This is a genomic window from Alcanivorax sp. (assembly GCF_014762765.1).
In the GTDB taxonomy this organism is placed as follows: Bacteria; Pseudomonadota; Gammaproteobacteria; order Pseudomonadales; family Alcanivoracaceae; genus Alcanivorax.
Map to the genome: position 1 here is coordinate 1 of NZ_JABURH010000120.1, position 24,572 is coordinate 24,572.

The 24,572-nt window shown below is 59.7% G+C and carries 25 protein-coding genes; 21 read left to right on the forward strand and 4 right to left on the reverse strand.

Annotated elements, in window-relative coordinates; all coding sequences use genetic code 11:
• The coding region (locus tag HUJ17_RS07770) for an enoyl-CoA hydratase-related protein (RefSeq protein WP_290510160.1) at positions 1 to 646 on the reverse strand (646 nt) is incomplete at its 3' end.
• Between the two features lie 456 nt (positions 647 to 1,102).
• On the opposite strand from HUJ17_RS07770, the gene recJ reads away from it, so the two are divergent.
• The 7 genes from recJ to HUJ17_RS07805 all read left to right on the forward strand — a co-directional run bounded on the left by recJ (position 1,103) and on the right by HUJ17_RS07805 (position 9,356).
• A complete protein-coding gene (gene recJ / locus HUJ17_RS07775) occupies positions 1,103 to 2,827 on the forward strand; it encodes a single-stranded-DNA-specific exonuclease RecJ (RefSeq protein WP_290510161.1) in 1,725 nt (574 codons plus the stop codon).
• A 433-nt stretch (positions 2,828 to 3,260) separates the two neighbouring features.
• Positions 3,261 to 3,545: a hypothetical protein gene (locus HUJ17_RS07780; RefSeq protein WP_062816388.1), complete on the forward strand. Its 285-nt coding sequence runs from the start codon at positions 3,261 to 3,263 to the stop codon at positions 3,543 to 3,545.
• 179 nt (positions 3,546 to 3,724) lie between these two features.
• Positions 3,725 to 4,841, forward strand: a protein-coding gene (gene prfB / locus HUJ17_RS07785) for a peptide chain release factor 2 (RefSeq protein WP_290510162.1) whose coding sequence is annotated in 2 segments (ribosomal slippage) — positions 3,725 to 3,796 and positions 3,798 to 4,841 — 1,116 coding nt in all. Because the reading frame shifts where the segments join, the coding sequence is not laid out codon by codon here.
• Between the two features lie 146 nt (positions 4,842 to 4,987).
• Positions 4,988 to 6,478, forward strand: a complete 1,491-nt coding sequence (lysS, locus tag HUJ17_RS07790; RefSeq protein WP_290510163.1) for a lysine--tRNA ligase — start codon at positions 4,988 to 4,990, stop codon at positions 6,476 to 6,478.
• Positions 6,479 to 6,595: 117 nt separating this feature from the next.
• The gene (locus tag HUJ17_RS07795; protein ID WP_290510164.1) at positions 6,596 to 7,264 is read left to right on the forward strand and encodes a TetR family transcriptional regulator; all 669 of its coding nucleotides are present in this window, start codon (positions 6,596 to 6,598) and stop codon (positions 7,262 to 7,264) included.
• On the forward strand, positions 7,257 to 7,952 hold the full coding sequence (ung, locus tag HUJ17_RS07800) for a uracil-DNA glycosylase (protein ID WP_290510165.1): 696 nt from the start codon (positions 7,257 to 7,259) through the stop codon (positions 7,950 to 7,952). Before HUJ17_RS07795 ends, ung begins: the two co-directional genes overlap by 8 nt.
• Positions 7,953 to 8,243: 291 nt before the next feature.
• The gene (locus tag HUJ17_RS07805; protein ID WP_290510166.1) at positions 8,244 to 9,356 is read left to right on the forward strand and encodes an enoyl-CoA hydratase/isomerase family protein; all 1,113 of its coding nucleotides are present in this window, start codon (positions 8,244 to 8,246) and stop codon (positions 9,354 to 9,356) included.
• Positions 9,357 to 9,510: 154 nt separating this feature from the next.
• On the opposite strand, the gene HUJ17_RS07810 is transcribed toward HUJ17_RS07805, so the two are convergent.
• Positions 9,511 to 10,449 (reverse strand): folate-binding protein, encoded by a 939-nt coding sequence (locus HUJ17_RS07810; RefSeq protein WP_290510167.1) that lies wholly within the window; start codon positions 10,447 to 10,449, stop codon positions 9,511 to 9,513.
• A gap of 134 nt (positions 10,450 to 10,583) precedes the next feature.
• Between HUJ17_RS07810 and HUJ17_RS07815 the strand changes: the two genes are divergently transcribed.
• Together HUJ17_RS07815 and HUJ17_RS07820 are read left to right on the forward strand one after the other, a co-directional pair.
• Entirely contained in the window at positions 10,584 to 10,844 is a 261-nt protein-coding gene (locus HUJ17_RS07815; protein WP_290510168.1) for a succinate dehydrogenase assembly factor 2, read from the forward strand.
• Positions 10,810 to 11,202, forward strand: a complete 393-nt coding sequence (locus HUJ17_RS07820) for a hypothetical protein (RefSeq protein WP_290510169.1) — start codon at positions 10,810 to 10,812, stop codon at positions 11,200 to 11,202. Before HUJ17_RS07815 ends, HUJ17_RS07820 begins: the two co-directional genes overlap by 35 nt.
• A 150-nt stretch (positions 11,203 to 11,352) precedes the next feature.
• Here HUJ17_RS07820 and nadB read toward each other — a convergent pair whose 3' ends face one another.
• Positions 11,353 to 12,948 carry an L-aspartate oxidase gene (gene nadB, locus HUJ17_RS07825; protein ID WP_290510170.1) on the reverse strand — a complete coding sequence of 532 codons (1,596 nt, stop codon included), beginning with the start codon at positions 12,946 to 12,948 and terminating at the stop codon, positions 11,353 to 11,355.
• A gap of 200 nt (positions 12,949 to 13,148) precedes the next feature.
• Between nadB and rpoE the strand changes: the two genes are divergently transcribed.
• The 12 genes from rpoE (at position 13,149) to pdxJ (ending at position 23,868) form a co-directional block, all read left to right on the forward strand.
• Positions 13,149 to 13,733 (forward strand): RNA polymerase sigma factor RpoE, encoded by a 585-nt coding sequence (gene rpoE / locus HUJ17_RS07830; RefSeq protein ID WP_290510171.1) that lies wholly within the window; start codon positions 13,149 to 13,151, stop codon positions 13,731 to 13,733.
• 16 nt (positions 13,734 to 13,749) lie between these two features.
• Positions 13,750 to 14,304: a sigma-E factor negative regulatory protein gene (locus HUJ17_RS07835; protein ID WP_290510172.1), complete on the forward strand. Its 555-nt coding sequence runs from the start codon at positions 13,750 to 13,752 to the stop codon at positions 14,302 to 14,304.
• A gap of 3 nt (positions 14,305 to 14,307) precedes the next feature.
• The gene (locus HUJ17_RS07840; RefSeq protein WP_290510173.1) at positions 14,308 to 15,273 is read left to right on the forward strand and encodes a MucB/RseB C-terminal domain-containing protein; all 966 of its coding nucleotides are present in this window, start codon (positions 14,308 to 14,310) and stop codon (positions 15,271 to 15,273) included.
• Positions 15,273 to 15,749 carry a SoxR reducing system RseC family protein gene (locus HUJ17_RS07845; RefSeq protein ID WP_290510174.1) on the forward strand — a complete coding sequence of 159 codons (477 nt, stop codon included), beginning with the start codon at positions 15,273 to 15,275 and terminating at the stop codon, positions 15,747 to 15,749. Before HUJ17_RS07840 ends, HUJ17_RS07845 begins: the two co-directional genes overlap by 1 nt.
• Before the next feature lie 12 nt (positions 15,750 to 15,761).
• Entirely contained in the window at positions 15,762 to 17,210 is a 1,449-nt protein-coding gene (locus tag HUJ17_RS07850; protein WP_290510175.1) for a DegQ family serine endoprotease, read from the forward strand.
• Positions 17,211 to 17,392: 182 nt separating this feature from the next.
• Entirely contained in the window at positions 17,393 to 19,192 is a 1,800-nt protein-coding gene (lepA, locus tag HUJ17_RS07855; protein ID WP_062816400.1) for a translation elongation factor 4, read from the forward strand.
• Between the two features lie 2 nt (positions 19,193 to 19,194).
• The gene (gene lepB, locus HUJ17_RS07860; RefSeq protein ID WP_290510176.1) at positions 19,195 to 19,986 is read left to right on the forward strand and encodes a signal peptidase I; all 792 of its coding nucleotides are present in this window, start codon (positions 19,195 to 19,197) and stop codon (positions 19,984 to 19,986) included.
• Positions 19,987 to 20,084: 98 nt separating this feature from the next.
• Positions 20,085 to 20,369 (forward strand): DUF4845 domain-containing protein, encoded by a 285-nt coding sequence (locus HUJ17_RS07865; protein WP_290510182.1) that lies wholly within the window; start codon positions 20,085 to 20,087, stop codon positions 20,367 to 20,369.
• Positions 20,366 to 21,052 carry a ribonuclease III gene (gene rnc / locus HUJ17_RS07870; protein ID WP_290510177.1) on the forward strand — a complete coding sequence of 229 codons (687 nt, stop codon included), beginning with the start codon at positions 20,366 to 20,368 and terminating at the stop codon, positions 21,050 to 21,052. The genes HUJ17_RS07865 and rnc overlap by 4 nt, the downstream gene beginning before the upstream one ends.
• A complete protein-coding gene (era, locus tag HUJ17_RS07875) occupies positions 21,045 to 21,953 on the forward strand; it encodes a GTPase Era (RefSeq protein ID WP_290510178.1) in 909 nt (302 codons plus the stop codon). Before rnc ends, era begins: the two co-directional genes overlap by 8 nt.
• Positions 21,954 to 22,241: 288 nt before the next feature.
• The gene (gene recO / locus HUJ17_RS07880; RefSeq protein WP_290510179.1) at positions 22,242 to 22,904 is read left to right on the forward strand and encodes a DNA repair protein RecO; all 663 of its coding nucleotides are present in this window, start codon (positions 22,242 to 22,244) and stop codon (positions 22,902 to 22,904) included.
• Positions 22,905 to 23,127: 223 nt separating this feature from the next.
• On the forward strand, positions 23,128 to 23,868 hold the full coding sequence (gene pdxJ / locus HUJ17_RS07885; protein WP_290510180.1) for a pyridoxine 5'-phosphate synthase: 741 nt from the start codon (positions 23,128 to 23,130) through the stop codon (positions 23,866 to 23,868).
• Positions 23,869 to 24,119: 251 nt separating this feature from the next.
• Here the strand turns inward: pdxJ and HUJ17_RS07890 are convergent.
• The coding region (locus HUJ17_RS07890) for an Hpt domain-containing protein (protein WP_290510181.1) at positions 24,120 to 24,572 on the reverse strand (453 nt) is incomplete at its 5' end.

The window sequence follows — 24,572 nt, forward strand, 5'->3', positions numbered from 1 at the left end:
GCTTGGCGCGGAAGTCGATCTTGCCGGCCAGGCACTGCTTGACCAGGTCGATGGCAGCGTCGTTGACCTTGTCGTGGGCAACCACGGCATCGGCAACACCCACTTTCAGGGCCTTGTCAGCCTTGTGCTGGCCGCCGGCGGCGATCCACTCAACGGCGTTATCCACGCCGATCACACGGGGCAGACGCACGGTGCCGCCGAAGCCCGGGAACAGGCCCAGCTTCACTTCCGGCAGTCCCACCTGGGCTTTTTCGCTCAGTACGCGGAAGTCTGCGGCCAGGCACATTTCCAGGCCGCCACCCAGGGCGATGCCGTTAACGGCAACCACTTTGGGGATATCCAGATCTTCAAAGGCGTTGAAGACCTGGTTGGATTTCAGGCACCAGCCGGCAATTTCGTCTTCCGGCAGTTTGAACATGTCAGTGAATTCGGTGATGTCGGCGCCAACGATGAAAACCGACTTGCCGGAGGTCACGACTAGGCCTTTGATGTCGCTGTTGCCTTTAATGGCATCGACGGCCTTGCCGAGGTCTTCCACGGTTTCCTTATTGAACTTGTTAACGGACTCGCCCTGAAGGTCAAACTTCAGTTCGGCGATGCCGTCGTCAAGCAGTTGTACGCTTACGGCGTTGCCTTGATAGATCATAGCTTCTGCTCTCCAGTCCCAAAGTACGCGGCGAATCAGGCCGCTTTGGTATTGCCCGGCCCCCGAAAATGGGGGAGGCGGCGTCCTTCATATAAGCATTCATGTGAGTGTTTGCTTACATAAACAACGAAACTTGTAGGCCCGCAAGTATAGGGAAGGTGAATGACTTTTTTAGCCCCAATTTGTGACTAATTGGTCGTGGGCCTGCGGTGTCGGCGCTGGTTGGTGAAAATTTCATCACTTGCTCCTTGTGATGGTGCTGTTCCGGGTGCGGCGTGGCAGACTGCTGGGCTGGTGCCACCCCGGCTCGCCGGGGCATTCATGATGCAAGCATCATTTCCCACAAAAACCATCGCTTGCTCCATGCCTTGCCGGAGCCCCTGGTTTTGTGGGAAGTCATGCTTGCATGACGAATACCCAACCAGGCCAGAACCTCTGACTCACCGAGCCCCATTAATGCCCGTAGACAAACTGACCCTGCCCAACATCACCCGCCGACCGCAACACACGCCGGACTGGCCGGATGTGCCGCCCTTGCTGGCGCGGATTCTGGCCGGGCGGGGCGTGGACGACCCGGCGCAGCTGGAGTTGGCGCTCAAGCGTTTGCCCCATCCGTCTGCCTTCACAGGACTGCGTGGGGCCGTGGAGCTGCTCTTACAAGGGCGATCCGATCACTGGCGTATCTGTATTGTCGGCGACTACGACGCGGATGGTGCCACCGCCACCACCCTGATGGTGCGAGGCCTTGAGCTGCTGGGCTTCCCGCGCCCGGATTTCCTGGTGCCGGACCGCTTCGAATATGGGTATGGACTGTCGCCGGCCATTGTCGAGCTGGCCCAGCAGCAGTACCGGCCGGACCTGATCATCACCGTGGATAACGGTATCGCCAGCGTGGACGGTGTCGCCGCCGCCCGGGCCCAGGGCATCAAGGTGCTGATCACCGATCATCACCTGCCCGGCGATACCCTGCCGGAGGCCGATGCACTGGTGAACCCGCGTCTGCCGGGCTGCGAGGACTTTCCCGCCGCCAACCTGGCCGGGGTGGGCGTGGCCTTCTATTTATTGATGGACCTGCAGCGGGCCCTGCGTGATCAGGGTTTCACCCCCACGCAGCCGATCACCGATTTGCTGGATCTGGTGGCCCTGGGGACCGTGGCGGATGTGGTGTCCCTGGACGACGCCAACCGGGTGCTGGTGGAGCAGGGCCTGCGGCGTATCCGCGCCGGCAAGGGGTGCCCTGGCATTCGTGCCCTGTTGCAGGTGGCCGGTCGCGACCCCAACCGGGCGCTGGCGGCGGATATGGGCTTTGCGGTGGGCCCGCGCCTCAACGCCGCCGGGCGGCTTTCCGACATGACCCATGGCATCGCCTGCCTGCTGGCGGAAACCGACGCCGAAGCCCTGGATATGGCCCAGGAGCTGGACACCATCAATCGTGAACGCCGCTCCATCGAGCATGGCATGCGCGATGCGGCCATGGTCGAGGTGTCGCGGCTGAACCCGGAGAATCTGCCGGCGGGGCTGTGCCTGTATGGCAAGGAGTGGCACGAAGGGGTAGTGGGGATCCTTGCCTCGCGGGTGAAGGAAATTATTCATCGCCCGGTGATTGCCTTTGCCCCGGCCCAGCAGCCCGGCACCCTGAAAGGTTCTGGCCGCTCCATCCCTGGCCTGCATCTGCGTGATGCCCTGGATGCGGTGGCCACCGCCAACCCCGGGTTGCTGAGCAAGTTCGGTGGCCACGCCATGGCGGCGGGCCTGTCCCTGGAGCTGGACAAACTGGACCAGTTCAAGGTGGCCTTCGAGAAGGCTGTCAGTGAGCTGCTGTCCCCCAGGGCCCTGGAAAAAGTGGTGGAGACCGACGGCGAGCTGGATGACCACGAGCTGTCCCTCAGCAACGCGGAACTGCTCAGCCACCGCTTCCCCTGGGGGCAGGGCTTCCCGGCGCCGTGCTTCGATGGAGAATTCGAGGTGCTCAAGCACCGTATTGTCGGCGAGCGCCACCTGAAGCTGACCCTGGGCCTGCCCGGTGTCAACGGCATCATCGATGCCATCCACTTCAATGTGCCGGTGGAGGCCTTGCCCAGCCGTATCGCCCGGGTGCGCGGCGTCTACCGTCTGGAAGTCAACGAATTCCGCGGCCAGCGCAACCCGCAGCTGCTGTTCGAGCATCTGATTCCGCTGTAATCCCGTCTCCAGCGAGACAACGCCCCTGTAGGAGCGCCTCTCGAGGCGCGAACCGGCTCCCGATTACCCAGGCAACAACAGGGGGGCCTTGGTGATCTCTGTACTCTCTGAAGTGTGATCGCTGATAACCGGGCTGGGGTTCGCGCCTCGAGAGGCGTTATTCGCTTCGCTCACCCTTCGGGCCGCACGGAACTACGTGCGTTACTCCGCTACGCTCCGTTCCTACAGGGTGTGGTAGAGAGGGGGGAGGTAGTCTCCCCGCAAAATTGTCGACAATGCTGTCGGCGCTGCCGGTTTTTGCTAGCATTGCGCTTCGCGCTCACCATCGGGCGCCTTTTTTACCAGGGTACGGCCCAAAAGGCCGTGCCGGCATTGACTGCGCGGGGTGGCTATCGTCCACCGCTGTGTTGTGTCCTTAACGGAGGGGACGAAGATGAAGACCATACACAAACACCGCCTGAAGGTGGTGAACGAGGTGCAGGAGCTGCGCCTGCCCGAAGAAGGCAAGGTCCTGCGGGTGGATTACATCCCCCAGGAAGCCATTATTTTCATGTGGGTGGAAGTGGACGCGGATACCGTGATCGACACCCCCAAAGAAGTGCGTACCTTCAAGGTGTTCAACACCGGCTCCGGCATTCCCAATAATGCCCGCTACATCGGCACCACCATCAACCAGATGAAACCGGATGCCTACCACGTCTACGAGCTGAGAGACTGACTAACATCCTTGCAGGAGCGTCGCTGGCGGCGCGATTCCACGTGTGTAATCTCGCCGCCAGCGACGCCCCCACGGTGAAGGGGGGAGGGCCACGCCCCTCGTCAGCCAATGCGCAAACCGTTAGACTGCGCTGTTTTCCGGATATCAATTCTGCCAAGCACAAATTCTAGAGAGACGTAATGGAAGTCAATCCGCTGCGAACCCACCTTTCCGACCTGTCTGAGCGTGTCGAAGCGCTTAGGGGGTATCTTTGACTACGATCAGAAGAGCGAACGTCTGACCGAAGTCGAGCGAGAACTCGAAAGTCCGGATGTCTGGAGCGATCCGGATTACGCCCGGGGCCTGGGCAAGGAACGGGCCCAGCTTGAGCTGGTCGTCAACACCATCAACGATGCCTCCCAGGGGGTGGAAGACACCTCCGGCCTGCTGGAGCTGGTGGTGGAAGAGGGCGACGAAGACAGCCTGCCGGAAGTGGAAAGCGAGCTGGACCGGCTGGAAAAGATGGTGGCGGATCTGGAGTTCCGTCGCATGTTCTCCGGCCAGATGGATGCCTGCAACGCCTACCTGGATATCCAGGCCGGCTCCGGTGGTACCGAGGCGCAGGACTGGGGCGAGATGCTGCTGCGCATGTATCTGCGCTGGGGCGAAGCCCACGGTTTCAAGACCGAGCTGGTGGAAGCCTCCGCCGGTGATGTGGCCGGTATCAAGTCGGCCACCATCCGTTTTGAAGGCGAGTACGCCTATGGCTGGCTGCGCACCGAAACCGGCGTGCACCGGCTGGTGCGCAAGAGCCCGTTCGATTCCGGCGGCCGTCGCCATACCTCCTTCAGTTCGGTGTTCGTGTCCCCGGAAGTGGACGACGATATCGACGTGAATATCGACGTGGGCAGCATGCGGGTTGACACCTACCGCGCCTCCGGTGCCGGTGGTCAGCACGTTAACCGGACCGATTCCGCGGTGCGCCTGACCTATGAATACACCGACGAGGGTGGCGAGAAGCACACCCTGGTGACCCAGTGTCAGAGCGGGCGCAGTCAGCACCAGAACAAGGACCAGGCCCTGAAGATGATGCAGGCCAAGGTCTACGAAGTGGAAATGCAGCGCCGCAACGCGGAAAAGCAGGCCCAGGAAAGCAACAAATCTGATATCGGTTGGGGCAGTCAGATCCGCTCTTACGTGCTGGATGACGGTCGTATCAAGGATCTGCGTACCGGTGTGGAAAGCCACAATACCCAGCAGGTACTGGACGGCTCCCTGGATCAGTTTATTGAAGCGTCCCTGAAAGCAGGATTGTGATTGAGGGAGTCTGACGTCGGAGGTCTGACGTCGGACGCTAACCTCCCCAAAGCGTTGGGCGTCTGGCATTGGACGCCTGGCCCCAAGAATTGTTTTACCGCGTCAGACGTCCGACGTCAGACGTCCGACCCTTGTAAGGTAAGTACATGGCTGACGAACAGAACACCACAACTGAGCAGCAGGAATCCGAAAACCGCCTGATCGCCGAGCGCCGAGCCAAGTTGGCCGACCTGCGTGAGGCAGGCAATGCCTTCCCCAACCACTTCCGTCGCGATTTTCTGGCCGCTGATTTGCAGGCCCAGTACGGCGAATTCAGCAAGGAAGAGCTGGCTGAGAAGAACATTCAGGTCGCTGTTGCCGGCCGCATGATGCTCGATCGCAAGGCTTTCAAGGTGCTGCAGGACATGTCCGGGCGCATCCAGATTTATGCCTCCAAGGATGTGCAGAAAGACACCAAACACTGGGATCTGGGCGATATCGTTGGCGTGAAAGGCACCCTGTGCAAATCCGGTAAGGGCGACCTGTATGTGATGATGGATGAGTACCTGTTGCTCACCAAGTCTCTGCGTCCACTGCCGGAAAAGCACAAGGGCCTGACTGATACCGAAGCCCGCTACCGCCAGCGTTATGTGGATCTGATCGTTAACGAAGAGACCCGCAAGGCCTTCCAGATCCGCTCCAAAATGGTGGCAGGCATCCGCAACTTCCTGGTAGAAAAGGGCTTCGTGGAAGCGGAAACCCCCATGCTGCAGGTGATCCCCGGTGGCGCCACCGCGCGACCCTTCATCACTCACCACAACAGCCTGGACATGGACATGTACCTGCGCATCGCGCCGGAACTGTACCTGAAGCGTCTGGTGGTGGGCGGTTTCGAGAAGGTGTTCGAGATCAACCGCAATTTCCGCAACGAGGGTCTTTCCACCCGACATAACCCGGAATTCACCATGCTGGAGTTCTACCAGGCGTTTGGTGATTACCATGACCTGATGAACCTGACTGAGGAAATGCTGCGCAAGCTGGCCCAGGATGTGCTGGGTACCACCGAGGTGAGTTATCAGGGCGATGTGTACGATTTTGGTAAACCCTTTACCCGGATAACGGTTTTCGATTCCATTTTGCATTTTAATCCGGACATCGACCCGGCGAAGCTGGCGGATCTGGACGGGGCCTGCGCCATTGCCGAGTCACTGGGGATTCCACTGAAAGATAGCTATGGGCTCGGCAAGGTGCAGATCGAGATCTTCGAGAAGACGGTAGAGCACCGTCTGAAAGATCCGACCTTTATCACCGAGTACCCCACGGAAGTGTCGCCGCTGGCCCGCCGTATGGACGATAATCCGTTTGTGACCGAGCGTTTCGAGTTCTTTGTGGGTGGCCGCGAAATCGCCAACGGTTTTTCGGAGTTGAACGATGCGGAAGACCAGGCCGAACGTTTCCGTCAGCAGGTCGCAGAAAAGGATGCCGGCGATGATGAAGCCATGTTCTATGACGAGGATTACGTCACCGCGTTGGAACACGGCCTGCCGCCGACAGCCGGTGAGGGCATTGGCATCGACCGGCTGGTAATGTTGTTTACGGATTCACCGTCCATTCGGGACGTGATCCTGTTCCCGCATATGCGTCCCCAGGGACGCTGAGGCTGATTTGGGGCATGGTTTGTGCCCCGGCCTGGCGGGTAAGAAGGTGGGAGAGCGACACAACACATCCCCTGAGGGGGGAGTACCGGGCTGAATCAACAAAGGCTGACTGTGTCCATGAGTAGTGCAATTCAATACCAAGGAAGAAAAGCGCGCCGCGCCGGCAGTGAACAGCGTCGTCAGGCGATCCTCGAGGCCGCTCTGAATATCATTGTCAAAGACGGTATTCGTGCTGTGCGTCACCGGGCGGTGGCCCGTGAGGCGGATGTGCCCCTGTCGGCAACCACTTACTACTTTAAAGATATCTCCGACCTGATTGCCGATACCTTCACCCTGTTCGCCGAACGGGCGCTCAAGGATGTGATCGAGCCATTCAAGGAACGGGCTTTCGCCTTGTTGTCGCAATTTTCCCGCGAGAGCCTGACGAATCCGGAAGAACGCCAGCGCCTTATTGACCTGATGGGCCAGATGACGGCGGCCTTTATTGTCGATGAGCTTACCAACCGGCGTGGTCACCTGGTGGCGGAGCAGGCGTTTCTGCAGGAAGCCATTCTGGACAGTCGTCTGCGTGAATTGGCGGATCTGTACCTGCACCAGCAGCTGGAAAGTCTGATGATCGCCACGGAACTGTTCGGCAGCGAGAATCCGCGCCTGGATGCGGAGCTGATTCTGATGGCCATCATGTCTATCGAACAGCGCCTGTTGGTGCATCCGGAAAAGATTTCCCAGGAGTTCGTGGAAGCGCGTATGTGCAACCTTCTGGAAAAGCTGCTTCCCAATGGCTGATAGCAACACCCAGAATGTGCAGTTGGAGCCGGGCTGGAAACAGCACCTGGCCGGAGAGTTCGAGCAGGACTACATGGCCCGGCTGCGGGCTTTCCTGGCGGGCGAGAAGCGGGCCGGTAAAACCGTGTTCCCGCCCGGCCCGGATATCTTCAATGCCTTCAACCTGACGCCCTTCGACAAGGTGAAGGTGGTGATCCTGGGCCAGGACCCATACCACGGCCCGGATCAGGCCCACGGCCTGTGTTTTTCCGTGCAGCGTGGCGTCAAGACACCGCCGTCGCTGGTCAATATCTACAAGGAAATCCATCGGGATCTGGGTATAGAGATACCATCCCATGGCAACCTGACCCACTGGGCGGAGCAGGGCGTATTGCTGCTCAATGCGGTGCTTACCGTGGAAGCGGGCCAGGCCGCCTCACACCAGAAGCAGGGTTGGGAGCAATTCACCGACCAGGCTATTGAGCATCTGAATCGCGAGCGTGAGGGGCTGGTTTTCCTGCTCTGGGGCAGTCATGCCCAGAAGAAGGGCAGGCTGATCGACCGCAACAAACATTGCGTCCTCACCGCCCCGCACCCGTCGCCCCTATCCGCCCACCGGGGTTTTCTCGGCTGCGGCCACTTCTCCCGCGCCAACCAGTACCTGCTGCAACAGGGCAAGACGGCCATCGACTGGACCGTCCCGGAATAGGCAGCTGCAAGCCTCAAGCTACAAGCTACAACGCGAATCAGGCTTTGGCACCACACGATAGGCGATGGCGCCGCGCCGGTGCGTAAGGTTTTTGTGGGAAGCGATGTTCACATCGCGAATTCCTCGCACTGACTTCGCGATGCGAGCATCGCTTCCCACAATTCACTCAGCGCGGGGCGAGGCCCTTTCTGCAGGCATGGCCTTTCCCCGTGTTGCAGCTTGTAGCTTGAAGCTTGGAGCTAGCCCCTAGCCGCTGTACCATCCTTGCCGAATTACGCCCAAGGAGTTGTCGTGTCTGACTGCGTGTTGTTTTCCGAAATCGAAACCCGCTGCGGCCGTTTGATCGCCCGCGCCACCCTGAATGCCCCCAAAGCCCTCAATGCCCTGAGCCTGGAAATGATCCAGACCCTGAGCAAGCAGATGGATGAGTGGGAACAGCGTGATGATGTGGTAGCAATCTGGCTGGACGGGGCCGGTGGCAAGGCCTTCTGCGCCGGCGGTGACATCGTGCAGATGCACAAGTCCATGGTGAAACATGCCGGGCAGGGCAGAAACCCTTTCACGGAGCAGTACTTCGCCGAGGAATACGCCCTGGATTACCGCATCCACACCAGCCGGATTCCGGTGGTCGTGTTTGGTGATGGCATTGTCATGGGTGGGGGCATGGGGCTGCTGCAGGGCGCGGATTTCCGTCTGGTGACCCCGCGTTCGCGCATGGCCATGCCGGAAATCACCATCGGCCTGTTCCCGGATGTGGGTGGCAGTTGGTTCCTGAATCGTTTGCCGGGCCGGGCAGGGTTGTTCCTGGGCCTTACCGGTGTGCATATCAATGGCCGCGAAGCGGTAGAAATCGGCATGGCCGACCGCATGGTGGATGGTGACGCAGACAACCTGCTGGCGGCACTGGCGGAGCAGGACTTCGCCGATGACATCACTGACAACCGGGCAGTGCTCTATCGCCTGTTCAAGCAACAGGCCGCAGACATGAGTGAGCTTAATCACCCGCTGATTGACCACCTGCCGCAAATCAATCGCCTCTGTGACGGCGAGAGCCTGCCGGTAGTGGTGGAGCAGTTGCTCACAGCAAAGGACCGGGATGGCTGGCTGGACAAGGCGCTTGGCAATCTGGAGCGGGGCTGCCCGCAGACCGCCCATCTGGTCTGGGAGCAACTGGCTCGTTCCACCTATTCCTCCCTGGCTGACATCTTCCGTATGGAATGGTGTCTGGCGGTACAGTGCTCCCTGCACGGCGATTTCCGCGAAGGGGTGCGCGCTTTGCTCATCGACAAGGACGGTAACCCCGGTTTCCGTCACCGCAGCGTCAAGGATGTACCGAGGGAGTACATCGATGGGTTCTTCGAGTGTCCGGCGCCGAGGCACCCGTTAGAGGCAATTGATAGTTGATAATGGATAATTGATAACGGCGCGAGCCGGGCTTCATGGTTCGTAAAGCAAAGAGGCCGCGCCCAAACATTGGGCGCGGCCTCTTGCGTTTCCGCTATTGCTATAACCTGAATCGCGTCGTTATCAATTATCCATTATCAACTATCAATTAAATTCACTCTTTCCAGGGCAACGAATAAGGCAACGCCCCCAGCTCACTCTCCAGCGGCTGCTCTTCCCGGAACAGCACCCCGTCGGTATCTCGTCGCAGTATCACCAGGGCGGCTCTGCCCTGTGGGGTGCGAGCGGCGCTGACCACTTCGCCGGCGGCCTTGCCGTTACTGTCGCGCAGGGTTTCGCCCGGTGTCAGGTCCACATCGGCACTGTAGTTGATTCGCTGCATGCGCTGCTTGAGCTTGCCCTTGAAGTGCATGCGGGCGACCACTTCCTGGCCGGTGTAGCAGCCTTTCTTGAAGTTCACCCCGGCGGTGACGTCGTAATTGAGCACCTGGGGCAGGAACAGGTCTTCTGCGCCCGGGTAGACCATGCCTTCGCCGGCGTCTATGTCGGCCTGCAGCCAGCCGTTGGCGCCGGTGGTAGTGCGGCCTGTGGCGAGGCTTTGCCAGGCCTGCTCGGCGTTGCTCTGCTTCACGATCACGAGGGCATGATCCGTAAAGGGGTAGCGCAGCCAAAGGCCCTGATCGGTCTCGGCACTGTCGCCGTGATTCGGCGCTTGGGCAGGCAAATCACCGGCCAGCCCCAGTACCACGAGATCCTGATCCACGTTGAATTCCACCTTGGCGCGCAGGCGGTATTTCATCAGTGCCTTGATTACCGCCTCACTCAGATCGGCGGGGCAGAGCAGCAGGTAGTCGTCGCCGTCACGGGTAATGCGTACGCTGACCAGACCGCGTCCTTTCAGAGTCAGGTGCATGCCGGTGCGGTGGCCTTGCTTATCCACCTCGCGCAGATCGCAGGACACCTGACCCTGCAGATAATGGCCAGCCTCCTCACCATGGGCGCGGATCACGGTCAGGTGGTCACAATGGCTCAGATAGGGCGCCTTGGCACTGTCGGCCAGGGTTTGGGTGGCGATAAAATCGGACCAGCTCATGGGGCTCCTGTGGAACGGAATGACACAAAGAGTCGAGAAATAATGGGGCATGATAGATAATGCGGCCACGGTCTGAAAGTCGCGTTTCCATACTTGTGCCGCGGCCCGGAGTTTTCGATCAGGATAATGCAGTAATGAGTGATGATGACCTGAAACGCAAGTACCGCTGGCAGTGCCGTCGTGGTGCCTCGGAAGTGGAAGTAGTGCTGTACGGCTACCTGGATGACCACTTCGATAGCGACTCGGCGGAACATCAGGCCTGGTTCGCCAAGCTACTCGAGTGCGAAGATGCCGACATGTTCGAGTGGTTTACCTATCGCAGTGAGCCGCAAGACCCGGCGCTGCGCGAGTATGTACGCCATGTCCTCGCCCTGGTCTCCGCGAAAAAAACTTGAGCTGAACCCCTCCCGCTATCCTGCCAGGCTGCGGTTACTGGCGGTGTTGGTGGTGGCGCCGGCGATACTGCTGGCGCAGGTGCCCTGGTGGGCGCTGGTGCTGTTGTTGGCTGCGCTGCCGCTGCTGGTGCGCGGCTGGCAGCCGGCGCAGCTGTCCCAGATGGAGCTTCACGAACAACGTCTCACCCTCATCGGCCGCCACTGGCAAGAACTGGAATGCCCCCGCCGGGTCCTGCGCGCTGGCCCCTGGATGGCCATCCAGACCCCAAAGGGCTGGCTGCACCTGTTCGACGACCAGGCACCCCGGGAGCAGTTGCAGCCGTTTTATCAGTGGTTGTGGACGAATAAGAGCAATTGATAGTTGATAATGGATAATTGATAACTGCGGGTTCACGCGTAGTTATTATCGTAAAGCAAAGAGGCCGCGCCCAACCTTTGGACGCGGCCTCTTGCGTTTCAATCACTACGAGCCAGGCTCGCGCAGTTATCAATTCTCAATTATCCATTGTCAATTCAAGTCTGGTGTCAGCACCGTATCCACCACCTCATCATTCATCCCTGGATAATCGCGCATAAAATGCAGCCCCCGGCTTTCCTTGCGTTGCATGGCGGAGAGGATGATGAGTTCGGCGATGACCACCAGGTTGCGCAGTTCCAGCAGGTCGTTGCTGATGTGATAGTTGCTGTAGTACTCGGCAATTTCCCTTTTCAGCATGTCCACCCGGTGCTGGGCACGCTGCAGGCGTTTTTCGGTGCGCACGATGCCCACGTAATCCCACATGAAGCGGCGTAGTTCGTCCCAGTTGTGGCTGATCACCACGTCTTCATCAGAATCGGTGACCTGGGATTCGTCCCATTCCTTGTGTTCGCGGGGTTCCGGTACGTCGGCCAGGGTGGCGCCGATGTGTTCGGCGGAGGCCTTGCCGTAGACCAGGCACTCCAGCAGGGAGTTGCTGGCCATGCGGTTGGCCCCGTGCAGGCCGGTGAAGCTGGTTTCGCCGATGGCGTAGAGGCCGGGCACGTCGGTCTGGCCGTTTTCGTTGATCATCACGCCGCCGCAGGTGTAATGGGCGGCGGGCACCACCGGCATGGGGTCACGGGTGATGTCCAGGCCCAGTTGCAGGCACTTGGCGTAGACGGTGGGGAAGTGCTCGATGATGAAATCCGCCGGCTTGTGGCTGATGTCCAGGTACAGGCAGTCGGCGCCCAGGCGTTTCATTTCATGGTCGATGGCGCGGGCCACCACGTCCCGGGGGGCCAGTTCGCCCCGTTCGTCAAAGCGATGCATGAAGCGTTCGCCGTTGGGCAGTAGCAGGTGGCCGCCTTCGCCACGAATCGCCTCGGTGACCAGAAAACTTTTGGCTTTGGGATGGTACAGACAGGTGGGGTGGAACTGCATGAATTCCATGTTGGCCACCCGGCAGCCGGCCCGCCAGGCCATGGCGATGCCGTCGCCGGTGGCTACGTCCGGGTTGGAGGTATACAGGTAGACCTTGGAGGCGCCGCCGGTGGCCAGCACCACAGCGCGGGCCAGGATTACATCGGTTTCGCCGGTCTCGATATTGTGCACATACGCCCCGCAGCAGCGTTTTTCGCCGTTGTGCTCCTGCAGGATCAGGTCAACCGCCACCCGGTATTCGAAACGGGTCACGTTGTCTTTTTGACGCACCTGGCCGATCAGGGTGCCGGAGATGGCCTTGCCGGTGGCGTCGGCCGCATGAATGATACGGCGATGGCTGTGGCCGCCTTCGCGGGTCAGGTGATAGGGCAGGGAGCCCTCATTGTTGCCGGCCAGGCGGGTGAAATCTACCCCCAGATCAATCAGCCAACGGATCGCATCGGGGCCATTTTCCACGGTGTAACGCACAGCATCATCATGGCACAGGCCGCCCCCGGCCACGTGCGTATCGGCTACATGGCTTTCCAGGGAATCCTCCTGATCCAGCACCGCGGCGACACCGCCCTGGGCGTAATAGGTGCTGGCGCTGGTCAGCTCGCCTTTGGAAAGCAGGGCGATCCGGCAATCATCAGGCAGGCGCAGGGCGGTAGTTAATCCCGCAGCTCCGGAACCAATGATGAGTACATCGTGTCGGAAGGTGGCCATGAACAATCCTTGGACCTGTGTGGATAGGCCCCACACGGGTTATTAGTGCCAGAACAAATGTTCAAGCAATGTGAAAAGGGTGGTAAAGCGGCCCTATAGTATAGCCGCGACCCTCACACCTGCTACAATGGCCTGCTTTAATTGGCTGAAATTTCAGTCATTGCCATGTATCCGCGTTTCGCGAAAGATCCGGGGGATCGGTGTCAGACGAAGAGTTGGTCAAGAAAGCCAAAACCGGCGATCAGCGTGCCTTTGAAGTGCTGGTACGCAAATATCAGCAGCGTATTTTCGCCCTGATCAGCCGTTATGTGCGTGACTCGGATGAAGTGCAGGACGTGGCCCAGGAAGCCTTTCTCAAAGCCTGGCGTGCCTTGCCCCGTTTCCGGGGTGACAGTGCCTTTTACACCTGGCTTTATCGTATTGCCGTGAATACCGCCAAGAACCATCTGGTGGCCGCCGGTCGGCGGCCACCGGGCTCTGACCTGGATGCGGCCGAGGCCGAGCAGTATGCCGGGGCAGAAATGCTGCACGAGATTGGAACCCCGGAGTCTCTCGTGTTGTCACAGGAGTTGGAAGCAGTAATTCATCAGGCCATTGATGAGCTGCCCCATGAACTGAAAACGGCCGTTACCCTGCGGGAATTCGAGGGCCTCAGTTATGAGGACATTGCGGCGGTAATGGAATGCCCGGTGGGAACTGTTCGTTCCCGCATCTTCCGGGCCAGGGAAGCAATTGATAATGCTGTGCGCCCACTGCTGGGCTCCCAGCGTGGCGAGAAAGGGTGAGTGTATGAGCAGGGACATGGAAACACTGTCCGCCTTCCTTGACGGAGAGACCAGCGAGCTGGAAACCCGTCGGGTAATGCGTGATATCGACAATGCAGACCTGAATGCGTTGTCCCGCTGGCAGCTGGCCCGGGATGTGATGCACAACCAGCCATCCATGAGCGTGCCGGCGGGTTTCAACGCCAGCCTGTCTGCGGCCCTGGCTGCCGAACAGGCGCCGTCGCGTCGCCCGGCCTGGCTGGGTAGTGTGAGCCGGCTTGCGGTGGCGGCTTCCGTGGCTGCGGCTACGGTAGTGGGCTGGCAGAGCTGGGAGGCGACGCAGTCTTCCGGTGCAGCGCCGGTCATGGCGTCAGCTCAGGATAGTCGTATGAGCCGCCCGTTTGCGGAGGCGTCGCTGGTATCCCGGTCCTTCACTGGCAGTAATGCAGTGGTGACACCGGCCGCTCAGGTCCAGCCTCGAGGCAACGACATGCTGCTGCGGCACAGTGAATTTGCTGCCCGGAACAGTGGCCAGGGGATGATGCCTTTTGCTCGCCTGGTCAGCATGGACGCCCGCAGTGGAGCCCGCTAACGGATGATGCTGCGCGCACTCGCCCTTTCCCTGTCTCTTTGTACGCCCCTGGTTGCGCTGGCGGAGGATTCGTCGGCGCACAACCAGCTCCAGGCCATGGCTGAGGCCAACCGTTCCCTGAATTACACTGGCCGCTTTCTTTACCAGTTCGGTGCTGAAATCAGCACCATGGAAGTCAGTCATGCAGTTATTGAGGGTCGTCAGTACCAGCGTCTGACCCATCTGGACGGCCGCCTGGTGGAAGTGATCCGCCGTGGTGACGAGGTGCTCTGTCGGCACCCGGATCGCAGTCTCACTCGCCTTAGTAGCCAGCAAGCCGGTCCCCTGGCATTGGGGGATCGTCTGGCCAGTGATCTGCCGGAACAGTACAACATCCTGGTGGATGGTGATGGCCGGGTAGCCGGGCGTCATGCCACTCGTATGCGGGTGGCGCCACTGGATACCCATCGTTATGGTTATCGTTTGTGGCTGGATCAGGAATCCCGGCTGCTACTCAAATCCGAAATCGTGGATGGTAGTGGTGTAGCCCTGGAGCGGGTGGAATTTGTCACTCTCACCTTGTCACCGCAGTTGGGTCTCGATCATTTCGCGGTGCCGGAAGCTCGCCATGAAAAAGCGCTGGCGCCGGTAGCCGAGTCTCATCCTTCCTTGAAGCTGACCGTCAGTCCGGAGTGGCTGCCGGCGGGTTTCCGTGCCATGAAGCAGGATTGGCGGCAGGCGACAACGGACCGTGCGCCGGTGGCGGCCCGTGGTTTCAGTGATGGCCTGGCCGCCTTTACGGTATTCGTGGAAGCCATCGGTGAGAACAGCGTGGAAGAGGGTGTCAGCCGGGTCGGGCCCACGGTGGCGGTAAGCCGTCGCCTCGCCGCCCCCAGTGGTGTCTATCTGGTGACCCTGGTCGGTGAAGTGCCGCAGAGCACCGCCCTGCGGGTGATCGACGGCATCAGCGTCAGGGAAAGTCAGCCGTAATGCTTCTTGAGCAGGGCACAGTAGTAGCGGTGGAAGCCGGCGCTATCTGGGTAGAAACCGTGCGTGCCTCCACTTGCGGTGCCTGCAAGGCCAAGGCCGGTTGCGGCCATCATCTTGTCAATCAACAGCAGAGTGGGCAACGCGCCCATCTGCGTGTCCCTGTTTCTTCCCGTGAGATTCATCAGGTCGGTGATACTGTCCAACTGGCACTGCCGGAAGGCGCCCTCATGCGTGGCGCCCTGTGGGTCTATGGTCTGCCCCTGGCATTGCTGGTCGCCGGGTCGGTGCTGGGGACTTTGCTGCCGGTCACGGCGTTTGATGCGTCTGCCCTGTTTGGCATGGGCGGCCTGGTGCTGGGTTTTGTGATCAACCGTGTACTGAGCCGAAGTGCCAGTCATAATCGGGCCTATCAGCCGTATCTGGTGGCATCCGGGGACGACGGTTGCCAGGCGGTGGTAGTTCAGCCTGCAAAATAAAAGGAGAGCCCAATGAGCGGATTTCAGCGAGTGGCGACACTGTGTCTGGTGATTTTCACCGGCCTGCTGGTGGCCTGTGCCGAGCCGGATGGCAAAGCCTCCCGGGAGCGGGCCGAACCGCTGGTGACCGGGCTGCCGGATTTCACCCGCCTGGTGGAGAAAGAAGGCCCGGCAGTGGTGAATATCAGCACCATCACCCGTCAGAGCGAAGAATCTGTTCGTGATCAGCTTGATCAATTGCCGGAATTTTTCCGTCGTTTTTTTGAGCAGTTCGGTGGTGAAGACGGCGTGCCCTCCATGCCGCAGGAACGAGAAGCCCGTTCTCTGGGGTCCGGTTTCATCATTTCCGCCGACGGCTATGTACTGACCAACAACCACGTGGTGGCTGAGGCGGACGAAATCATCGTGCGCCTGCAGGACCGCCGCGAGCTGAAGGCAGAGCTGGTTGGCGCCGACGAGCAGAGCGATCTGGCTTTGTTGAAGCTGGATGGCGAAGACCTGCCGGTGGCTAACATCGGCTCCTCCGAGGATCTCAAGGTCGGCGAGTGGGTGCTGGCCATCGGGGCACCTTTCGGTTTCGACAGCAGCGTCACCGCCGGGATTGTCAGTGCCAAGGGCCGCAGCCTGCCCAACGACAGCTATGTGCCCTTCATCCAGACAGATGTGGCCATCAACCCGGGTAACAGTGGTGGGCCGCTGTTCAACCTGAGTGGGGAAGTGGTGGGCATCAATTCCCAGATCTTCAGTCGCTCCGGTGGCTACATGGGGGTGAGTTTTGCCATTCCCATTGATATGGCCATGGATGTGGTGAGCCAGATCAAGGAACACGGCAAGGTCAGCCGTGGCTGGTTGGGTGTGCTGATTCAGGAAGTGGATCGGGACCTGGCGGAATCCTTCGGGCTTGATCAGCCTAAAGGGGCGCTGGTCTCCCAGGTGCTGGAAGGCTCTCCTGCCGAGGCGGCCGGTGTTCAGGCTGGTGACATCATTGTCTCGTTCAACGGCGAAGCCATCTATCGTTCCTCCGAGCTGCCTCGCTGGGTCGGCCGGGTGACACCGGAAACGGATGTCTCCATGGTGGTGATTCGCGATGGTGAGGAAAAGGAACTGGACGTGACCATTGGCCTGCTACCGGATGACCCGGAGATGGCCCTGCGCGGCGCTGCCGGCCAGGCCGCACCGGATGGCGCCAATGCCCTGGGGCTCAAAGTGCGTGCCGCCAGTGCCGCCGAGCTGAGCCGTCTGGATCTGAAAGCCGGGGTGATCGTCACCGAAGTGGGCGATGGTCCGGCCGCGAAGGCAGGCATTGCCAGCGGGGATATTCTGGTAACACTGAACAATAAACCGGTGAATGATCCGGAATCCTTCAGTGAGGTGGTGGCTGGCCTGCCCGAGAGCGGTACCGTGGCCGCCCTGATCAACCGGGACGGCAACCCCCGGTTCCTGCCCATCAAGCTGCCCTGAGGGTTCACAGCCTCCCGGCTTGCATGGCGAATTGGGCCTTTGTCCGGTTGCCATGCAAGCCGTTCCCATGCCTTGCCGGGCACAGGATGGCCAACTCCCGTGCAACCCCCTCCCGTTCAGGCTAGAATCGCGCCCCACTGCGTGCCGTTTTCCCGGCAACACTCTTTTGTGCAACAGGCCCTATGACTGACATCAAGAATATTCGCAACTTCTCCATCATCGCCCACATCGACCATGGCAAATCCACCCTGGCGGACCGCTTTATCCAGGTCTGCGGTGGCCTGACCCAGCGCGAGCTGAAGGAGCAGGTGCTGGACTCCATGGAGCTGGAACGAGAACGGGGCATTACCATCAAGGCCCAGAGCGTGACGCTCTACTACAAGGCCCGGGATGGGGAAACCTACCAGCTGAATTTCATTGATACTCCGGGGCACGTGGATTTCTCCTACGAGGTGTCGCGCTCCCTCTCCGCCTGTGAAGGGGCCCTGCTGGTGGTGGATGCGGCCCAGGGCGTGGAAGCCCAGTCCGTGGCCAACTGCTATACGGCCATCGAACAGGATCTGGAAGTGCTGCCGGTCTTGAACAAGATCGATCTGCCCCAGGCCGAGCCGGAGATGGTGATCAACGAGATCGAAGAGATCATCGGCCTCGATGCCCATGATGCCTGCCGGGTGTCCGCCAAGACCGGGGTCGGTGTGGATGATCTGCTGGAGCAGCTGGTGGAGCGTATTCCTGCCCCGGAAGGGGAGCGCGATGGCGATATGCAGGCACTGATCATCGACTCCTGGTTCGATAACTACCTGGGCGTGATTTCCCTGGTGCGTATGAAGCATGGCCGCCTGAAGAAGGGCGACAAGATTCTGGTGAAATCCACCGGCCAGACCCACGTGGTGGACCAGCTGGGCATCTTCACCCCGAAACGCACCGAGACCAAGCACCTGGAAGCCGGGGAAGTGGGCTGGGTGAGTGGCAGCATCAAGGACATTCATGGGGCGCCGGTGGGCGATACCCTGACCCTGGCCAAGACCCCGGATGTGCCGGCGCTGCCGGGCTTCAAGAAAGTGAAACCGCAGGTGTATGCGGGCATGTTCCCGGTCAGTGCCGATGATTACGAAGACTTCCGTGATGCGCTCGCCAAGCTGACCCTCAACGATGCCTCGCTGTTCTACGAGCCGGAAACCTCGGACGCCCTGGGCTTCGGCTTCCGGGTGGGTTTCCTGGGCATGCTGCACATGGAGATCATCCAGGAGCGCCTGGAGCGTGAATACGACCTGGACCTGATCACTACCGCGCCCACCGTGGTCTATGAAATCGTCTTGTCCGATGAAAGCGTGCTTTACGTGGACAACCCCTCGAAGCTGCCGGAAGGCAACAAGATCGAGGAATTCCGCGAGCCCATCGCCCGCGTCAACATCCTGGTGCCCCAGGAGTTTGTGGGTAATGTGATCACCCTGTGCGTGGAGCGCCGTGGCTCGCAGATCAATATGCAGTACCTGGGCAAGCAAGTGGCTCTGACCTACGACATCCCCATGGCCGAAGTGGTGCTGGATTTCTTCGACCGGATCAAATCCGTGAGCCGGGGCTTTGCCTCCATGGATTATGCCTTCGAGCGCTTCGAAGCCACCAAGCTGGTGCGGGTAGATGTACTGATCAATGGTGACAAGGTGGATGCCCTGGCCATGATCTGTCATCTGGACCAGTCCGCCTACCGGGGCCGGGCCCTGTGCGAGAAGATGAAGGAACTGGTGCCGCGGCAGATGTTCGATGTGGCCATTCAGGCGGCCATTGGCAGCAAGATCATTGCCCGTCAGACCGTCAAGGCATTGCGCAAGAACGTGACCGCCAAGTGCTACGGCGGCGACGTATCGCGCAAGAAAAAGTTGCTGCAGAAACAGAAAGAAGGCAAGAAACGCATGAAGCAGGTGGGCAATGTGGAAATCCCCCAGGAAGCGTTCCTTGCGGTACTGAAGGTGGATGATTAGCGATGGATATTGATATCGGCTTCTGGTTGACCCTGGCCCTGGCGGTCACCGTTGCGGTGTGGTTGATCGACAAGGTCTTCAAACTCAAGCAGAAGGGCGGACGTGTGGAAGGGGCGGTGGAAACTTCCAACTCCCTGATTTCCGTTTTCTTCGTGGTACTGGTGATCCGCTCCTTCATCATTGAGCCGTTTACCATTCCGTCCGGTTCCATGCTGCCGACCCTGCAGGTTAACGACTTCATTCTGGTGAACAAATTCGCCTATGGCCTGCGTTTGCCGGTGACCAACACCAAGATCATTGAGACCGGTGAGCCCCAACGGGGCGATGTCATGGTGTTCAAGTTTCCGGAGAACCGCAGCCAGAACTTCATCAAGCGGGTGGTTGGCCTCCCCGGTGACACCGTGCAGGTAAAAGACAACGTGGTTACCGTGAATGGCGAGGAGATCAAGCGCGAGCTGGCGCGGGAGTGGGAAGGCTCCGGTGCCTGGCGGCGCGAGTATGTGGAGCAACTCGGTGAAAGTCGTCACCTGATCTGGCAGGAGGGCAAGATCAACCCCTTCACCGGCCGTAAAGTGCCCCAGAGCCGTACCCAGGGTGAGTGGCAGGTGCCTGAAGGTGCCTACTTTGTGATGGGTGACAACCGGGATAACAGTAACGACAGCCGATTCTGGGGTATAGTCCCGGAAGAGCTGGTAGTGGGGGAGGCATTCCTGATCTGGATGCACTGGAAGCCGATCTTCTCAATACCCAGTTTTTCTCGTAATGGCGCCATAGACAAGGTGGAGGCGAACTAACAATGATGACAAGGCCCTCACAGCAACGTGGGATCTCTCTGATCGGTTGGGCGGTGATGCTGCTGGTTGTGGTTGTGCTAGGCACGGCTGCACTGCGGATGGTGCCAGCCTACATGGAATACAACACAATCTCTTCGTCGATCAAGTCGTTGCTGCAGGACAGCAAGACCGCATTGTTGTCGCCCCGTGAGGTGCGCGAGGCACTGAACAAACGTTTCACCATCAACCAGGTCAACGTGATAAGCGCGAACGATCTTGGAATCACCAAGGATGGCGGGGTTCTCAAAGTCACTACGGATTACGAGGTCCGCGAACCCATGTTCTACAACGTCAGCATCGTCATGACCTTTCAGGATGAGTTCAGCAAAGACGTTCGCCAGTGAATAACGATCTCGACCGATTGATGGCCCGCCTGGGCTATCGCTTCAATGATATCGAGCTGTTGGCGCTGGCACTGACCCATCGCAGTGTCAGCCGCCATCGCAATTACGAACGCCTGGAATTTCTTGGTGACGCCCAGCTCGGACAGATTATTTCCGTGGCACTGTTCGAGCGCTTCCCGGACGCGGCGGAAGGGCAACTCACCCGCATGCGGGCGTCCTTGGTGCGCGGCCAGACCCTGGCACTGGTAGCACGGGAACTGGGCCTGGGGGATTACCTGGTGCTGGGTGGTGGTGAACTGAAAAGCGGCGGTTTTCGTCGCGATTCCATTCTGGCCGATTCTCTGGAAGCCATTATCGGTGCCATCCTGCTGGATGGTGGCGAGTCGCCTTGCCGGGAAGTGGTGCTGAACTGGTTTGATGAACGGCTGAAGATCATCACCCCGCAAAGTGCCCAGAAAGACGCCAAAACCCGTCTGCAGGAATGGCTGCAGGCCCGCAAATTCGAATTGCCCACCTATCAGGTCACCCAGGTGGAAGGCCTTGCTCCCAAGCAGACCTTCGAAGTGACCTGTGAGCTGGAGCAGATGCAACAAACCTTCAAGGCCCAGGGAGCCAGTCGCCGCAAGGCCGAACAACAGGTCGCGGCCACTGTTCTGAGCTGGCTGGAGCAGCAGTATGACTGACGAAAAACCGACCCGGTGTGGCATGGTCTCCATCGTTGGCCGTCCCAATGTGGGCAAGTCCACCCTGATGAATCACCTGATCGGGCAGAAGGTCAGCATTACCTCCCGGAAACCGCAAACCACCCGGCACCGTATCCACGGCATTCATACCCGTGACAACTATCAGATCATCTTTGCTGATACACCCGGCATCCATACCGGTCAGGAGCGGGCGCTCAATCGGGCCATGAATGAGGCGGCGGTATCAACCCTCAGTGGTGTGGACGTGGTCTGCATGATGGTGGATGGCCTCAAGTGGACCCCGGCGGATGAGCATGTGCTGTCACTGTTGCCACAGCACCCGGAAATGCCAGTGTTGCTGATCATCAACAAGGTAGACAGCCTGGAAGACAAGGCCCAGTTACTGCCGCACATCGAAGCGCTCAGCGAGCGTTATCCTTTCGATGCGGTGGTACCGGTATCTGCACTCAAGGAACAGAACCTGGAAGAGCTGGAAAAGGCCTTGGTCGAGCGCTTGCCGGAAGGAGAATTCTGGTACGACGAAGATCAGCTCACCGACCGCAGCCTGCGCTTCATGGCAGCAGAAATCATTCGCGAGAAGGTGGTTCGTCAATTAGGCCAGGAGCTTCCCCACCAGGTCAGTGTTGAAGTGGAAATGTGGGAAGACGGTCCACGCATCACCGAAATCTCCGCCGCCATCCTGGTGGAGCGCCGTGGCCAGAAAAAGATTCTCATCGGTGACGGTGGTGATCGCATCAAGCAGATCGGCACCCAGGCCCGGGAAGACATAGAACGCCTCATTGAGCGCAAGGTGATGTTGAACCTTTGGGTGAAGATCAAGGCAGGCTGGTCCGACGATGCCCGGGCGCTGCGTTCGCTTGGCTATGACGAAAGGAATTAAGGAGCAAGCCTCAAGCTACAAGCTGCAACACGAAGTTGGCACTGTGCTAACCGACAGCGTCCACAGCTTCGTGCTGCAAGGCTTATTCTTCGCAGGGTGTGCTTCTTCTGGGCGCCCTGCGGGGGTTACTCCACTGCGCTTCGTCACCGTAAAAAAGTATATTTTCTCCTTGTGGGAAGCGATGCTTGCATCGCGAATCCCCAGCGTGAATCGCGGCTATGGACTGCACTGTGTAGCACAGACCTTTGTCGCGTTGCAGCTTGAAGCTTGTAGCTTGGAGCCGTTCTAGTGAACCCCACCCTGCAACCCGCCTGGCTGCTACACCGCCGGCCCTTCCGCAACACCAGCCTGATCGTGGAGCTGTTCCTGCCCACGCTGGGCCGTGTGGGGGCGGTGGTGCGGGGTGGCCGCAAGGAGCCGTTGCTGGCCCCGTTCACCCCTCTGTGGATCGAACTGAAAAGCGCCGGCGAGCTTTACAGCTTTCGCGGCTGTGAGCCCCGCGGCCCGCGTCTTCCTTTGCAGGGAAAAGCCCTGTATTGCGGCTTTTACCTCAACGAACTGCTCACCCGGTTACTGCATCGGGACGATCCCCATCCTGAACTCTGGCCACTCTACGAACAAACCCTCAATGCGATCATGGAAGGGCAGTTTCTGGATGTGGCCTTGCGCCAGTTCGAGCTGGGTTTGCTGGAGGAAATGGGCTACGGCATTGCCCTGGGGTACGATATTCACGGTGAGGCATTACGCCCTGACCGATACTACCTGCTGGACCCGCAGCAGGGCCTGCTGCCCGCCGACGAGGGGTATTACGGCAACGATCTGCTGGCCATCGTCAATGGCGACTGGCAACCGGCAGCCCGCAAAACCGCTCTCCACCTGTGCCGGGCATTACTGGCCCCGCACCTGGGAGACAAACCCCTGAAAAGCCGTGAGCTGTTTCGGGAGAAGTGAATGATGAGTTGCAAGCTACAACGCGAACTAGGCTGATGCTATTTGGTGGTGTCTTTGCCGCGGTTTGCGCTGAGCTGTTCCTCCTGCATTTCTCATTTTGTAGGAGCCATGCTTGTATGGCGAACAGCCTTGTAGCGCGCAGTATGTGCAGTTTCGATTGGCACGAATCTGCCCCGCGTTGTAGCTTGAAGCTTGTAACTTGCAGCTGATTTTTGAGGAACCCATGTCCAGAGTGCTCCTAGGCGTTAACATCGATCACATTGCCACCCTGCGCCAAGCTCGTGGCACCCGTTATCCCGAGCCGGTTCAGGCGGCGCTGGTGGCGGAGCAGGCGGGGGCGGATGGAATTACCGTGCATTTGCGTGAGGACCGTCGCCACATCAACGACCGTGATGTGGAATTACTGGCGCAGACCCTGCAGACCCGCATGAACCTGGAAATGGCCGCTACCGAGGAAATGGTCGCTATCGCCTGCCGCATCCAGCCAGCCCATTGCTGCCTGGTGCCGGAAAAGCGCGAGGAACTGACCACCGAAGGCGGGCTGGACGTGGTCGGTAACCAGGCGTGGATCGCCCAGTGTTGTCAGCGTTTGGCGCAGGCGGGTATCGATGTGTCCCTGTTTATTGATGCGGACCCGGCCCAGATCCGTGCTGCCCGGGAATGCGGTGCGCCCACCATCGAGATTCATACCGGTCACTACGCCGATGCAGCGGACCCAGCCAGCGAACAACAGGAACTGGCGAAAATCCGCGATGGCGTTGCCTATGCGCTGGAGCAGGGGTTGGTGGTCAACGCGGGTCATGGTCTGCATTACCACAACACCCTGCCCATCGCCGCCATCCCCGGTATCAACGAACTGAACATCGGCCACAGCATCATCGCCCGCGCGGTGATTTCCGGCCTGGATGAAGCGGTACGCAGCATGCGGGAGCTGATCGATGGGGTGGCGGTAGCTAGCAGCTAGCTACCGGCTACGCTCGTTGAATAGGAAAGGGTGGAAAGTTCTTCGGACCTTGGCATTTCTACGAAGCCGCTGTAGGAACGGAGCGCAGCGGAGTAACGCACGTAGTTCCGTGCGGCCCGAAGGGTGAGCGAAGCGAATAACCATGCTTGCCTCCATGGGGGATCTGCAACATGGCGAACCGCGCTGCGAGCGACGCTCCTGAAAACGAGGGCAACGCACTTCGAGCCTGCACGGCCGAGCCCGCGCCGCAGCTAGAAGCTGGAAGCTTCCTCCCCCTGATCCTGCCACAGCTGCTCCAGCGCACAGATCTCATCACACAACGCCGAGACCATTGGCGCCAGAGCTTCCCGGTTGGTGCCGGTTTTCAGCGCTTCTTCCAGGGTTTTGGCGGCGTTTTCCAGGCGTGGGGTCCCGCAGTAGCGAGTGGCGCCGTGAAGTTTGTGGACACGTTCCAGCAGGGTGTCCTGATCCGCACTGTCGTAGGCAGAAGAGATGGCGGGGCGGTCCTCCGTCAGGCTTTCCAACAGCATTTTAAGCATTTCATCCGCCAGCGGTTGTCGGCCACCGGCGCGGCGACGGGCCAGGTCCGGGTCGAAGACTTTGTCGTTGGCCGGCGCGCTCTCTTCGCCAAATTCGGGAGGCTTCTGCGGTGGCTTTTCCATTACCCATTGTTCCAGGGTATGGCGAAGCTGCCCTTCGGTAAT

What these genes read in the sequence shown, in the direction of transcription:
- recJ (WP_290510161.1), top strand. Translation starts at nt 1,103, where the DNA reads ATGCCCGTAGACAAACTGACCCTGCCCAACATCACCCGCCGACCGCAA.
- lysS (WP_290510163.1), top strand. Translation starts at nt 4,988, where the DNA reads ATGGCTGACGAACAGAACACCACAACTGAGCAGCAGGAATCCGAAAAC.
- HUJ17_RS07815 (WP_290510168.1), top strand. Translation starts at nt 10,584, where the DNA reads ATGAGTGATGATGACCTGAAACGCAAGTACCGCTGGCAGTGCCGTCGT.
- HUJ17_RS07865 (WP_290510182.1), top strand. Translation starts at nt 20,085, where the DNA reads ATGGTGCCAGCCTACATGGAATACAACACAATCTCTTCGTCGATCAAG.
- HUJ17_RS07835 (WP_290510172.1), top strand. Translation starts at nt 13,750, where the DNA reads ATGGAAACACTGTCCGCCTTCCTTGACGGAGAGACCAGCGAGCTGGAA.
- HUJ17_RS07850 (WP_290510175.1), top strand. Translation starts at nt 15,762, where the DNA reads ATGAGCGGATTTCAGCGAGTGGCGACACTGTGTCTGGTGATTTTCACC.
- era (WP_290510178.1), top strand. Translation starts at nt 21,045, where the DNA reads ATGACTGACGAAAAACCGACCCGGTGTGGCATGGTCTCCATCGTTGGC.
- HUJ17_RS07780 (WP_062816388.1), top strand. Translation starts at nt 3,261, where the DNA reads ATGAAGACCATACACAAACACCGCCTGAAGGTGGTGAACGAGGTGCAG.
- lepB (WP_290510176.1), top strand. Translation starts at nt 19,195, where the DNA reads ATGGATATTGATATCGGCTTCTGGTTGACCCTGGCCCTGGCGGTCACC.
- HUJ17_RS07795 (WP_290510164.1), top strand. Translation starts at nt 6,596, where the DNA reads ATGAGTAGTGCAATTCAATACCAAGGAAGAAAAGCGCGCCGCGCCGGC.
- HUJ17_RS07810 (WP_290510167.1), bottom strand. Translation starts at nt 10,449, where the DNA reads ATGAGCTGGTCCGATTTTATCGCCACCCAAACCCTGGCCGACAGTGCC.
- nadB (WP_290510170.1), bottom strand. Translation starts at nt 12,948, where the DNA reads ATGGCCACCTTCCGACACGATGTACTCATCATTGGTTCCGGAGCTGCG.
- HUJ17_RS07820 (WP_290510169.1), top strand. Translation starts at nt 10,810, where the DNA reads ATGTCCTCGCCCTGGTCTCCGCGAAAAAAACTTGAGCTGAACCCCTCC.
- pdxJ (WP_290510180.1), top strand. Translation starts at nt 23,128, where the DNA reads ATGTCCAGAGTGCTCCTAGGCGTTAACATCGATCACATTGCCACCCTG.
- lepA (WP_062816400.1), top strand. Translation starts at nt 17,393, where the DNA reads ATGACTGACATCAAGAATATTCGCAACTTCTCCATCATCGCCCACATC.
- ung (WP_290510165.1), top strand. Translation starts at nt 7,257, where the DNA reads ATGGCTGATAGCAACACCCAGAATGTGCAGTTGGAGCCGGGCTGGAAA.
- HUJ17_RS07840 (WP_290510173.1), top strand. Translation starts at nt 14,308, where the DNA reads ATGATGCTGCGCGCACTCGCCCTTTCCCTGTCTCTTTGTACGCCCCTG.
- HUJ17_RS07845 (WP_290510174.1), top strand. Translation starts at nt 15,273, where the DNA reads ATGCTTCTTGAGCAGGGCACAGTAGTAGCGGTGGAAGCCGGCGCTATC.